This window comes from Herbaspirillum sp. DW155, from assembly GCF_037076565.1.
Classification (GTDB): Bacteria; Pseudomonadota; Gammaproteobacteria; order Burkholderiales; family Burkholderiaceae_D; genus Herbaspirillum.
Genome location: NZ_AP029028.1, coordinates 2430163 through 2442932, shown reverse-complemented (window position 1 = coordinate 2442932; position 12770 = coordinate 2430163). Strand labels below are relative to the sequence as shown.

At 61.9% G+C, this 12770-nt stretch carries 7 protein-coding genes; 5 read left to right on the top strand and 2 right to left on the bottom strand.

Features of this window, described 5'->3' with window-relative positions:
• The first annotated feature begins 13 nt into the window (after positions 1-13).
• From AACH55_RS11210 to AACH55_RS11190, 5 genes are all read left to right on the top strand, one after another.
• On the top strand, positions 14-2530 hold the full coding sequence (locus AACH55_RS11210; protein WP_338719648.1) for a ligase-associated DNA damage response DEXH box helicase: 2517 nt from the start codon (positions 14-16) through the stop codon (positions 2528-2530).
• The gene (gene pdeM, locus AACH55_RS11205; RefSeq protein ID WP_338719647.1) at positions 2527-3198 is read left to right on the top strand and encodes a ligase-associated DNA damage response endonuclease PdeM; all 672 of its coding nucleotides are present in this window, start codon (positions 2527-2529) and stop codon (positions 3196-3198) included. Before AACH55_RS11210 ends, pdeM begins: the two co-directional genes overlap by 4 nt.
• A gap of 46 nt (positions 3199-3244) precedes the next feature.
• Entirely contained in the window at positions 3245-4048 is an 804-nt protein-coding gene (locus tag AACH55_RS11200; protein ID WP_338719645.1) for a transporter substrate-binding domain-containing protein, read from the top strand.
• 292 nt (positions 4049-4340) lie between these two features.
• Positions 4341-7112, top strand: coding sequence for a type VI secretion system Vgr family protein (locus AACH55_RS11195; protein ID WP_338719643.1), 2772 nt, complete (start codon positions 4341-4343; stop codon positions 7110-7112).
• 10 nt (positions 7113-7122) lie between these two features.
• The gene (locus AACH55_RS11190) at positions 7123-9309 is read left to right on the top strand and encodes a hydroxyethylthiazole kinase (protein ID WP_338719640.1); all 2187 of its coding nucleotides are present in this window, start codon (positions 7123-7125) and stop codon (positions 9307-9309) included.
• An 817-nt stretch (positions 9310-10126) separates the two neighbouring features.
• Here AACH55_RS11190 and AACH55_RS11185 read toward each other — a convergent pair.
• Positions 10127-11503, bottom strand: a complete 1377-nt coding sequence (locus tag AACH55_RS11185; RefSeq protein ID WP_338719639.1) for a hypothetical protein — start codon at positions 11501-11503, stop codon at positions 10127-10129.
• Between the two features lie 110 nt (positions 11504-11613).
• The gene (locus tag AACH55_RS11180) at positions 11614-12699 is read right to left on the bottom strand and encodes a nucleotide excision repair endonuclease (protein ID WP_338719637.1); all 1086 of its coding nucleotides are present in this window, start codon (positions 12697-12699) and stop codon (positions 11614-11616) included.
• Positions 12700-12770 lie beyond the last annotated feature (71 nt).

Below are 12770 nucleotides of genomic sequence, written 5' to 3'. Positions count from 1 at the left end.
AGCCGCGCTGACGATGACCGGACAATGGTTCACCCGGCGCGGCTGGGAGGTCTTCGACTTCCAGCGCGCAGTCTGGCAGGCCGCCAGCCAGGGCAAGAGCGGCCTGCTGCATTCGGGCACCGGGTCGGGCAAGACCTATGCCGTCTGGTTCGGCGCCCTGCTGCACGCCGAGCCGAGGCTGGGTCAGCCTGCACTGCCGGCCAGCGCAAGCGGCCTGCGGGTGTTGTGGATCACCCCGATGCGCGCGCTGGCCGCCGACACCCTGCGCGCCCTGCAAGCGCCGCTGGCCGATCTGCTGCCGCACTGGCAGGCCGGCATGCGGACCGGCGACACCGCCTCGGGCGAACGCGCGCGCCAGATGAAATCCCTGCCCCAGGCGCTGGTGACAACCCCGGAAAGCCTGTCGCTGCTGCTCTCGCAGGCCGATGCCCAACAACGCTTTGGCCGTCTCGACGCGGTAATCGTCGATGAATGGCACGAACTGATGGGCAACAAGCGCGGCGTGCAGGTGCAACTGGCCCTGGCGCGGCTGCGCCGCTGGCGCCCCGGGATGGTCGTATGGGGTCTCTCCGCCACGCTGGGCAATCTGGAACAATCCCTGCAGGCTCTGCTGGGCCCCGGTGCCGCCGCGCAAGGCGTGCTGGTGCGAGGCGAACAGCGCAAGCGCATCGTCATCGATACCCTGTTGCCGCCCCAGCCCGCCCGCTTTGCCTGGGCCGGGCACCTGGGCATGCAGATGCTGCCGGCCGTGGTGCAGGAAATCGAGGCCAGCGGCAGTACTCTGGTCTTCACCAATACACGCTCCCAGGCTGAACTTTGGTACCAGAATCTGTTGGATGCGCGACCCGACTGGGCCGGCCTCATCGCCCTGCATCACGGCTCGCTGGACCGCGAGGTCCGCGACTGGGTGGAGCAAGGCCTGCGCGATGGGCGTCTCAAGGCGGTGGTCTGTACCTCAAGCCTCGATCTCGGCGTGGATTTCACGCCCGTGGAGCGGGTGCTGCAGATCGGCAGCCCGCGCGGCGTGGCCCGGCTGCTGCAGCGCGCCGGGCGATCCGGCCACTCACCGGGGCGCAGCTCGTGCGCCACGCTGGTGCCGACCAACAGCCTGGAACTGGTGGAAGCCATCGCTGCCCAGGATGCGGTAGCGGCCGGCCGCGTCGAACAGCGGCCGGTGCCGGAAACGCCGCTGGACGTGCTGGTCCAGCATCTGGTGACCATCGCCCTGGGCGGCGGCTTCCGGGCCGACAGCTTGCTGGAGGAGGTGCGCCAGGCCTGGTCCTACCGGGACTTGCGCGAGGACCAGTGGCAATGGGCGCTGGATTTCGTGGTGCGCGGCGGCCAGAGCCTGACCGCCTATCCCGAATACCACCGTGTCCGCGCGGGCGAGGATGGCATCTACCGCGTGGAAGTCCCGGCCATCGCGCGCCGGCATCGCATGAACATCGGCACCATCGTGGCCGACGCCAGCCTGCACGTGCAATACATGAAGGGCGGGCGGATCGGCACCATTGAAGAAGGCTTCATTGCGCGCCTGCGTCCGGGTGACCGTTTCCTCTTCGGCGGCCGGGTGCTGGAGTTCGTCCGGGTGCACGAGATGACGGCCTGGGTACGCCGCAGTAACGCCGGCAGTGGCGCCGTGCCGCGCTGGCAAGGCGGCCGTATGCCCTTGTCGTCGACCCTGGCACACGCAGTATTGGACCGTCTGCAACAAGCCGAGCAGCAGCACTTCGACGGACCTGAAATGCAGGCCGTGCAGCCGCTGCTGGCGCTGCAGCACGCCTGGTCGGCACTGCCTACCGGAGCTCGGCTGGTGGTCGAAGCCCTCAAGAGCCGCGAGGGCCATCACCTGTTCTTCTATCCCTTTGCCGGCCGCCTGGTACACATGGGTCTGGCCTCGCTATTGGCCTGGCGCCTGGCCCGCACGCGGGCGGCGACGTTCTCCATTGCCGTCAACGACTACGGTTTTGAACTGCTGGCCGCCGATGAAGTGGAGATGGCCCGGCTGGCTCCGGAACAGGCACAAGCGCTCTTCAGCGAAGACCATCTGCTGGATGACGTGCTCTCCAGCCTGAACGCCACCGAGCTGTCGCAGCGGCGCTTCCGCGAGATCGCCCGCATTGCCGGGCTGGTCAGCCAGGGCTATCCGGGCCAGCACAAAAGCGCGCGCCAGCTGCAGGCCTCCTCGGCGCTGTTCTTCGAAGTCTTCCGCAAGCACGACGCCGGCAACCTGCTGCTGACGCAAGCCCAGCGCGAAGTGCTGGAGCAGGAGCTGGAACTGGAACGCCTGCGCCTCACCCTGGCCGAGCTGCGCGCGCGCAAGCTGACGCTGGTACAACTGGAGCGCCCCACCCCGTTCGCCTTGCCGCTGATGGTGGAACGCTTCCGTGAGAAACTCTCCACCGAGAAACTGGCGGACCGCGTGGCCCGCATGCTGCGCGAACTGGAAGGCGCCGCCGACAAGACCGCCGCCCGTGATCAGCCCAGGCCTGTCGTGCGGCGCACACCCCGCCCCAGGAAAACCGGATGATGGAACACCCTAGCTTCGACGCCGATGGCGTATCCCTGACCATGCTGCCGGAACGCGCCCTGCTGTGGCGCGAGCGGGCCATGCTGATCCTGGCGGACGTGCATTTCGGCAAGGCGGCCGCCTTTCGTGCCGGTGGCATCCCGGTCCCGCACGGAACCACGCGCGCCAATCTGGACGCCATCGATGCGCTGGTTCAGCAGCATGCGGTAGGTCACATCGTTTTCCTCGGCGATTTCCTGCACGCACGCACAGGCCGGGTGGCGGGCACCCTATCGGCCCTGGCGCAATGGCGCGCCCGCAACCGGGCGCTTGCCCTCACACTGGTACGCGGCAATCATGACCACCATGCCGGCGATCCTCCTGCCGAACTTGATATCGAGATTGTCGATGAACCCTGGCGCGCAGGCCCGCTGGCCTTTTGCCATCATCCGCAGACGGTGGCGGGCGCCTTTGCCCTCGTCGGCCATGTGCATCCCGTCTATCGCCTGTCCGCCGCAGGCGATACCCTGCGCCTGCCCTGCTTCGTGGTCGATGGCCGCTGGGCCATGCTGCCGGCTTTCGGCGCCTTTACGGGCGGCTACCCTGTCCAGGCCCAGCCGGGCCAGCGCATCTTCCTGGCGGCCGAAGACTGCGTGCTGCCGCTGCCGGGCTCAATCCCGGCCCGATAAGGGGTATCATCGGCCGCGCCCATATCGATACGAGGAGACAACGAAGATGACACCCAAGAACCGCCTGCTGACCCTCTCGCTTGCGCTCGGCCTGTGCGCGCTGTCCGGTACTGCGGCCCGTGCCGATGCCCTGGCCGACATCCAGAAAGCCGGCGTGGTCCGCATCGGCGTACCGCAGGATTTTGCACCGTTCGGCTCGGTCAATACCGACCTGCAATTGCAGGGCCTGGACATTGACGTGGCAAAGCTGATCGCTCAAAAGATGGGCCTGAAAGTGCAACTGGTCCCGGTGGCCAGCGCCAACCGCATCGCCTACCTGCAGACGCACAAGGCCGATCTGGTCATCTCCACCCTGGGCAAGAATGCCGAGCGTGAAAAGGTGATCGATTTTTCCCAGCCCTATGCGCCCTACAACAACAGCGTATTCGGCGTGGCGAGCATCGCAGTGGCCGGTCCGGCCGACCTGGCCGGCAAGACCGTGGGCGTGGCGCGCGGCACCTTCCAGGATCTGCAACTGACCGACACCGCCCCCAAGAGCGCCACCATCAAGCGCTACGAGGATAACAACGCCATGATCTCAGCCTATGTCTCCGGCCAGGTCCAGCTGGTCGGCACCGGTGACTTCGTGGCCTATGCCCTGGCCGAGAAGGCGCCCAACAACAAGCCGGTGCTCAAGTACATCATCCAGGAGTCCGCCTGCAGCGTCGGGCTGAACAAGGGCGAGGCGGCCTTGCTGGGCAAGGTCAACGACGTATTGACGGCCGCCAAGAAGAGCGGCGAACTCAATGCCATCGTGCAGAAGTGGCTCAATGTGCCGCTGCCGGCGAAGATGGCCAGTACCTTCCAATAAGCGGGAAATCGGATCGGAACTTCATGCTGTGGCAACGCGGCATGAAGCTTTCGGCTGCGCAGCCCTATTTCAGTAGTGAATTAACGAATTAATTCGATGGAGGTAGAAAGCCTGGGTTGGCAAAATGCACGGCACAAAAAACGGACGGACTCTTTATCTGAAGCCGTCGCCATGCAGCAGTCGATGACAGGGGTAGCACGGGGACAACTTGATGCCGGCGTGGTGTTGAAGACCAACACACGTGCATTCGCCGCAGAGCGCGAATGGCGGACCATCAAGATGAGGCTATCCCGTGACCCAAGATGCACCAACGCCCCGCAGGCAGCGCACCGCTCTGGCTGCGCCGCGCTCGTTTCCCGCTTCGAATCTCCCCGCCGCATTCCTTTCTGCGCTGTCCGGTCCAGGCCTGTCGCAACATGCGCGCCTGATCACCCTGAGCAGCGTCCAGGCTGCCGATCTCCCTGAATCGCTGGTGGTGGAACGCTTCCACGGCAAGGAAAGCGTCAATGACAACTTCCTGTTCGACATCGATGCGCTGTCCGTCTCCACCGATCTCGATCTCAAGCAATTCATCGGCACCGAGCTGACCCTGCGGCTGCTGCAGGCCGATGGCAGCCGGCGCGCCTGGCACGGCTACTGCACCCAGGCTTCCTGGCTGGGTGCCGATGGCGGCCTGGCACGCTACCGGCTGCGGCTGGAATCCTTCCTGGCCTTCCTCGACCGGCGCCGCGACAGCTTCCTGTTCCAGGACATGAGCATCACCGACATCGCCAGCGCAGTCCTGAAGGAATACCCACAAGCCAATTTCTCGCTGGACGTGACACAGACGCTCGCCCGGCGCGATATCTGCACGCAATACCGCGAGAGCGATTTCGCCTTCCTGCGCCGCATCCTGGCCAGCGAAGGCCTCAACTTCCGCTTCGAACATCAGCAGGATGGTGACGATGGCCAAGCCTCCGGCCAGCAACAGGCGCGACACAAACTGGTCATCTTCGACCGTAACGCCAAGGCGCCGGACCTGCCGGGTGGCGATACGCGCGTTCGCTTTCACCGTGTCGCAGCCACCGAGTCCAGTGATGCCATCACCGACTTCAGCGCCGTGCGCAGCGTGCGTTCCAACGCGGTGGCCCTGGCCAGCTGGCATCCTGAGAAGATTTCTTCACCTTCGGCCGAAGAGCGCTCCAGCCTGGATGCCGGCGAGCTCCCTGCCCTGCCGATCTACGACGGCAGCGGCCAGCAGGACTTTGCCGACCAGCAGGTGGCATCGGAGCATGCCCTGCTGATGCTGCAGGCCATGGAATTGCAGAACAAGCGCTTCGAAGGTGCGGGTGCGGTGCGTCAGTTCAGTGCCGGTGCTCAGTTCGCGCTCACCCAGCATGAGCGCTATCCCGAGGGAGAGAACCGTTTCAAGCTGCTTTCGGTCAGCCATAGTGCCCGCAATAATTTCGAGAGCAACATCGTCCGGATCCTTGACGAGGTATTGCCCGCGTCGTTCGGCCAGGGCTGGGCCGGCTCACCATCGCCGCGTGCCAGCTCAGACGATGAGCTCAAAGCCGGCACCTACCGCAACAGCTTCGTGGCCGTGCGCGATGTGGTTCCCATCGTTCCGGCTGCGATCACGGAGCGTCTCAAGCCCACTGCACGCGGCACGCAGACCGCATTGGTCACCGGCCTGCCGGACGCTGCCATCACCACGGACCGCAATCATCGCGTCAAGGTGCAGTTCCACTGGCAGCGCGGCCAGGCGCCGAATCCTGGCGGCCTGCGCGAGACCGGCAACCTCGATGACAAAGACGGCAACGCGCCCGGCAACGACGCCTCCGGCACATGGGTACGGGTGGCCGAAGCCCAGTCCGGCCCCAACTGGGGCAGCCAGTTCACGCCGCGCATTGGCAGCGAGGTGCTGATTGATTTCATCGAGGGCGATATCGACCGGCCTGTCGTCGTCGCGCAGCTCTACAACGGCAGCGATGTGCCGCCTTTCCCGGCCGGTGCTGATTCCGCAGCCAACCACGCCGGCACGATCTCGGGATGGCACAGCACGGCGCATGATGGCAGCGGTTTCAATCAATGGGTGGTGGACGACACGCAATCGCAACTACGCATGCGGCTGGCCTCCAGCCAGGCCAGATCCCAGCTCAGTCTCGGCCATCTGATCGAACAGGCCGACACCGGCGCCCAGCGCGGCAGCTATCGCGGCCAGGGCTTTGAATTGCGCAGCGATGCCTGGGGCGTGGTACGCGGTGCGGAGGGCTTGCTGATTTCCTCGACGGCGCGTCCCGCTGCCGGGGCAAGCGTGACCAGCACGCAAATGGATGCTCATGAAGCCGTCGCCCAACTCAAGGGAGCGCAGCAACTGGCCCGAACGATGGGCGACGCTGCCGCAAAGCAACAGGCGCTGCATAGTATGGCTGCCTTGCAGGCCAAGACCGATTTCATCTCCATCATCGACCCGGCTGACCAGGGCAAGCATCCGGGTAGCGTCAATGGTCAGGATGCATTCAAGAGCAAAGAGGGATCCCGCGAGAGCGACAGCGCGCAGCCGGTCGAGAAGTTCGCCAAGGCGGCGGTGCTGATGGAATCCCCTGCCAACATCAACTGGGCCTGCACTGCCTCCACGGTGCTCTATGCCGGCGAGAATCTGCACTGGACCAGCCAGGGCGATACCCACTGGACCGCTGCCGACACCACCAGTCTGGCCGCTGGCAAGACGGCCACTCTGTTTGCGCATGAGGGCGGTATCCAGGCTTATGCGGGCAACGGACCGGTCTCGTTGCAGGCGCATACCGATGCGCTGGAGATCCTGGCCGACAAGGATGTGAGCGTGATCAGCGTCAATGAAGGCATCGAGATCAAAGCGCGCCAGAAGATCGTGCTGCAGGCGGGGCAGGCTTCGGTGACGCTGGAGGGCGGGAATATTACGTTTGCTTGTCCGGGGACGTTTTCGGTGAAGGGGGGAACGCATGCGTTTCCGGGTGGGGCGAGTGCAGCGGCAAGCCAGACTCCTTTACCGAACAGCACCGTGAGTGCAAAAGGTTCACGGAAATTCTCGTTCTCAAGCTAAGGGAGTGTTTATGCTCATCAGTCCGCCTTTTCTTCCTCCTCGTCTCACTCATGACGATGATGCTTATCTGGAGACGGCCATGCGTAGCCCGGAGCATGGAAACTTCCCGGTCAGCCATAAACTCTCGTGGCATGGAGGCTTGCATCTGGAAGCCCCGGCACGCAGCAATGGTCGAGAACCGGTTCGAGCCATTGCTGATGGCATCGTCGCCTATGTCCGCCAACCGACGGCGCGCCCAGACACCGCCTCTGAAGATGAAAAGCATGTACTCGGCTATATGGGATGGACGGATGATGGTTGCATCATCATTCGACACGATTCCACGATTGGAGCCCAGAACGAAACGGAAACGCCGGTACGCTTCTACTCCATCTACATGCATCTGCAGACCATACGCGGTGTTAAAGCTGGCCAAACGATTTCCCGCAAAGCCGAGTTGGGCAGTGCGGGCTCATTTGAGGGACACGCCAACATCATCCACTTTGAGATCATCTGTGACGACGACAACCTCAAAAGACTGATAGGTCGAAATACGGGAGATCTCAATCTCACGACGAACGGTCGTACCGATGCTGTCTTTGGTGAAATCTACTTTAGATTGCCTGCCAATACCCGGCTCTACCCGCAGCGTCCTCCTCTCAACGAAAAATCAGGCTCTGGTGAGACGGTATTGAATGAACCACTGTTCGTCGGCGTACGATTTGGAGGTGGGAACGCATATGTCAGTACCTACCGAGCCGATGGGACTCGGGTAGGTGCAGCGCTGACAGAAAATAATGCTGAATATGAGCTTTACCGACAAGCAGGAAACGTCGTTCAGGCTTACAGAGCCGCACGTGCCAGTCAAGTACCGTCGCATAGTGCTGTCTACGAATTGCTGCGCTTCGGGCGGATATTGGGGCCGGATGCCTTGACGCCAAGTGACACGCCACACTGGCGGCAGATCTCCACAGCGAACGGGCAAGGATGGGTGAACCTGAACGCCGCCGGCGTATTCAAGTACAGCGATGCCGATGCGCAACATTGGGCTGGCTGGAAACTATTGATGGACTACGACGACCAGAACAGTCGCTGCGATATCGATGTCGTCCGCAACATGCTGGATGAAGACGGCGATGGGATCACGACCCGATCCGAAGCGGAAAATCGGATGAAAGACGCAGGGGTTCAACGGTCCATGCGCGGGATGGTGTGTAAATTTCCGACTGAATGGCAACGAGCAGGCGTCGCACAGCGGTGGAATTGGCTGACCAAGGAAGGCCCAAGTTCCAAGGTTGGGAAAACGCCAAGCCTGATGAAAAGTACCTACCTGTCACTCGCCGATTTCCCTGCTTTTCAGCGTCATGTGGAGGCGTTGGCATTCTGGGAGCACGCTGCGCTCGGCGGTATCGATGCCGCGCATTGGCACTTTCATCCGAGGAAATTCATTGAACACTTCAGGAAATGTGGCTGGTTAAGCGTAGGGGAGATGAAGCGCATTTATGCGGACAAGGAGAGCGTCTATAGAGATGTTGGTCAGTCAGGGGATACCGTGAAAGAAAGATTTCGGCTCAGTCTCAATCTCGTTTTTCGGAAATATCTACTCAATACCTCCGTCAGGATGGCGCATTTCTTCGGTCAAGCCGCTCAAGAGAGCTATTTCCTCATGGCGACACGTGAGGTTGCCATAGACGTCAGCACTGCAATCAGGGAAAACCATATCTCGGCCCAGAGTGAAGCAAACGGATATCTTCAGATCACGCCAACTAATCGGAATCAGTTATTGTTTTTTGCCGAACCTGGTCGAAAAGGTTACTACGAAGGACGTACCAGCTTGGGCAACACGGATCAGGGCGACGGAATAAAATTTCGCGGCCGAGGGATGAAGCAATTGACTGGACGCTATAACTATTCAGAGTACTGGGTATTTCGTGGCTGGCTTGATCGTAACTCTTACGACGCTGGCTGGTTTAACAATGGACGAGAGGGACCGGCGATTGGCAACCCGCAAATTGTGGCAGACATCCCTTACAACGCTGTGGATACCGCTGGCTTCTACTGTGCAAAGAACAATATTCTGAAAGCAGCTGATGGCGGGGCTACGGCAGAAGCTTCCGCTGCAGTAAGCCGATTGGTTAATCCATTCGAACGCCCGCTAGCACCAACACGCACAATAGAGACGAAATCTTCCTACCGCATACTTGGCGATGAAAACTAAACTTTCCGTAACTCTATGTTTTTTAATAGGACTCTCTTTCTCAGGGACGACTTTGGGAGAGAGCCTTGAACTCCGCAGTTCGTTCCGAGGGGCTGCGAACCGATTCGAGTTCGAAATTGGCACACGGACTATCAATATTCATCTAAACATCTTCATTAATGACTGGGCCGTTAACTGCGCTCGGACTCGCGCAGTGGTATGGGGAGTCGATCGCAGCAAAGAACAGCTAGGCATACCACCTTTTAGCAAGGTTTACCTCATTAACCTTGAGAAGGGAAAGATCATTAATTACTATACGGTCACGCGGGGCCCCTACGGGGCGACCTTCAGCGCGGATCGAAGAGTTGTCATGGTGGACGACTACGTGATAGACCAAGCTACGGGAGAAGTGGTCAATATGACTTATTACATGAAGCCTGAAATTGAGACATGCCCATCATTTCCAGGAAAGCAGTCGTATTAAAAGTGCCTTAGAGGCTTTACTGCATTTAAAGGCGGAAAAAATATCAATGTAACCGTCGCCCGGTGTTTGTCGTACGGTGAACTTGCGAGTTTCAAGCAATCCCCCCGTGCAAGGCCTGGCGCTGCCCAGGGCCTGTTCACACAATCAACGTTCAGAACTAAAGGAGGAACTAGCCAACGATGCACATCAACTGATCCAGACCCTGCTCTGTGCAAGCAAAACTCCCACCCATAAGGCCTATCTCAGGCAACATGTCACTGTCACGTCCACTGTGGATGCAGAGGTTTGATAAAGGATGCGATTAAACCGCGCCCCAGCACGACATCCATCCCCCATCAGCACTCCGTCCAATAATCAAAACTTGCTCGACACCCCCAACCCCCACTTGCGCTCCGGATCTCCGCTATCCGGCAGCAAGCCGTTCGAATAATCCAGGCTCAAGCCCACATTCTGGTTGAAGTTGTAGGTCAGCACCGACTTCCAGTAGTGAATGCTGCGGCTGCCCTGCAATGCCTTCAATCCCGTAAAGGTCGTCGTGAAATCGAACGGCAACGCCGGATTGGTGGAAGACAGCGTGAACCCCGCCTGCGCACCCAGGCGAATGAAGTCACGATGCTGGTCAACCACATCCGGATCACCCCGGTTGATGTAGATACCATTGCGGCTCTGGCCAATCAGGATGGGCTTGAAGGCCAGGCCATTGTTCCAGCGCAGGAAATCGTTGAGCACGCCCGGCCGCACCGGCGTGAGCGTAAAGTTGACCGTCAGCAGCCGCGATCCGTCGCTGTTGTTGACCAGGTAGTCGGGGCGCGCCGTCAGGTCTTCAGTGTTGGCCGTATCGGCATGGGCAAAGTGGAAGGCCGACAGCATCCCCACCTGACTGGTGCGCGTCGTGGTGACCTCGGCACTGCCGCTGTCATAGTTGATGACACGATTCTGCTTGAAGCCCACATAAGGCACCGCCTCATAAGTGCTGCCCGGCTCCCCCATGGGGCGCTTGTCCAGCGAATAGCCCGCGTAGACCACCACGTCATTGGTGCGCGATTGCGCCACGTCGTCGTTGGCCAGCGCCACGCGCGCGCGGTCGACCGAGGCGAACGCGGCCTTGTCGCGATGATCGATGGACAGCTGGTCAGGATTGCCGCGAATACGCACATGATCCATCCACCCGCCCTGCTGCGTCTGTGCCGCCCCAGCCGCAGCGGCAACGGGTGGCGTCGCGGGGCCAGCCGCCGGCGTGGGCGCAGGAGCCGCCGCCAGACCCATGCGCAAGGCGGTATCAGCGTGGGCCAACGCCGGGGTCGCATCCGCCACCTTGCAGCGCAAGGCCACATGACTGTCGTCGCGGAAGAAAGCCACCACATCGCTGCGACCGCTGGGCTGGAAGCGTGCATCCTGGCCCTCCAGCAGCGATTGCACATCCGCCGCCATGTGGTCAACGTTGCAGCTATCCCCCTGGCAGGGCTGTCCACCTGATTTCTCCATGGCACGCTTGTGCAGCAGCCAGGCCACCAGCGCACGGGGTGAGGTCAAAGGGGCTGGCTCCTTGCCTACCGACAGGTAGGCCGTACTCACCGGATAAGTCCGGATGAGCGTGGCGGCCAACTGGTCCTTGTCGAGGGTCTGTTCACTGGTGCAGAAGCCTCCCGCTTCGGCCGCATGGGCCACGGTCAAGGTCACCGGAGTAGCCAACAGGATGGCGGCGACAGAGAGAGGAAATCGTCGTTGCATCGGATCGGGAAGGAGAAACGCAGAAAAAATCGAGGGAGATGGAGACAGCGCGCCATGAGCCGCGCCAGAAAGGCCACGGGCCGGCGAAACCGGCCCGTGCTGCGGCGTGCTCAGCGCTGCGGCAGCGGCAGGCCCGGCAAAGGACGCAGTTCCAGCTGGCCCAGCAGATACGGCTGGATCACCAGCTTGTACGTTTCCAGGTCAAAGCCCTTGAGGCTGGCCGCCGGGCGGCTGGAAAGCTGGCGGTGGTCCCGGTCCAGCGAACCCAGGTAGCGCCAATGGTCGATCACGTGCACCTGCTGCCAGCCATCGCCCTGCTCCACCAGCCCCATCGGCCCGGCATAAGGCCAGGGCAGGATGCGCAGGTCTTCCAGCGCCTGCATCAGGCGCTGCTGGTGCTGTTCATGCGACTCTTCGCCGGTGCAGGCGCCACGGCAGCGGCGGATCTGGCGGCCGAAACAGGCCATGCCGGATCCGTCACTGCGTTCCAGGCCGGTGGCGATGGAGCACAGGCCGTGGCCTTCCACCATCTTTTGCAAGGCGTCCTGGGCCGCGCGTTCGCTGGTGTAGAGGCCGAAAAGATTCTCGGCGCGGTTGAATTCGTGCTCCCCGACCGGGGCCACTTGCGGCTGGCCAGCGGTATTCAGACGCAAGGTGAACAGTCCGCGCTTGATGCGCTGCTTCTTGTTGTGAGAGGGGCGCAGATCGCGCAGCAGGCAGTTCTCCAGCAAGGCTGCGCCCAGCTCGCCGGCGGTGCGACGGCATTCGATGCGACGCGTCTGGCTGATCAGGAATTGTTCTTCATGATTGTGCAAGTGAGCCAGCACGCGGCTGCGCAGATTCACGCTGCGGCCGACATACAAGGCCTGATCGTTCATATCGCGCAAAATGTACACGCCGCAGGCGGCCGGCAAGGCTTCAATGCTGGCACGGTCGATATGCAGCGGATAGCTGAAGGTGGCCGCCCGATGAGCCGCCGGCTGGGGAGCATTGAAGGTGGCACGGGGTAAATCTGCGTGGCGCATGCCGCGCCGGCCTTCCTGCTCCAGCAACCGGTCCACCAGCGCGGCCGGCAGCTTGCGCGGCTGGGCGGCGTGCAGCGCAGCGGGCGCCTGGGGCATCAGGGCGGGCATCACGGCTTGCAGGGGGCGGGTCAACAGCTGGGTCAGCGAAGTGCGGTGGCTGAGGGTGTTCATGGCGCTGGCCAAATCCTTGTTGTTGTTCATGTCACGGCGAGGCGTGCTCTGTCAGGTTGCAAACGGCCCGG

Coding starts and splice junctions, on each gene's coding strand:
- pdeM (WP_338719647.1), top strand. CDS start 2,527: ATGATGGAACACCCTAGCTTCGACGCCGATGGCGTATCCCTGACCATG.
- AACH55_RS11210 (WP_338719648.1), top strand. CDS start 14: ATGACCGGACAATGGTTCACCCGGCGCGGCTGGGAGGTCTTCGACTTC.
- AACH55_RS11190 (WP_338719640.1), top strand. CDS start 7,123: ATGCTCATCAGTCCGCCTTTTCTTCCTCCTCGTCTCACTCATGACGAT.
- AACH55_RS11200 (WP_338719645.1), top strand. CDS start 3,245: ATGACACCCAAGAACCGCCTGCTGACCCTCTCGCTTGCGCTCGGCCTG.
- AACH55_RS11180 (WP_338719637.1), bottom strand. CDS start 12,699: ATGAACACCCTCAGCCACCGCACTTCGCTGACCCAGCTGTTGACCCGC.
- AACH55_RS11185 (WP_338719639.1), bottom strand. CDS start 11,503: ATGCAACGACGATTTCCTCTCTCTGTCGCCGCCATCCTGTTGGCTACT.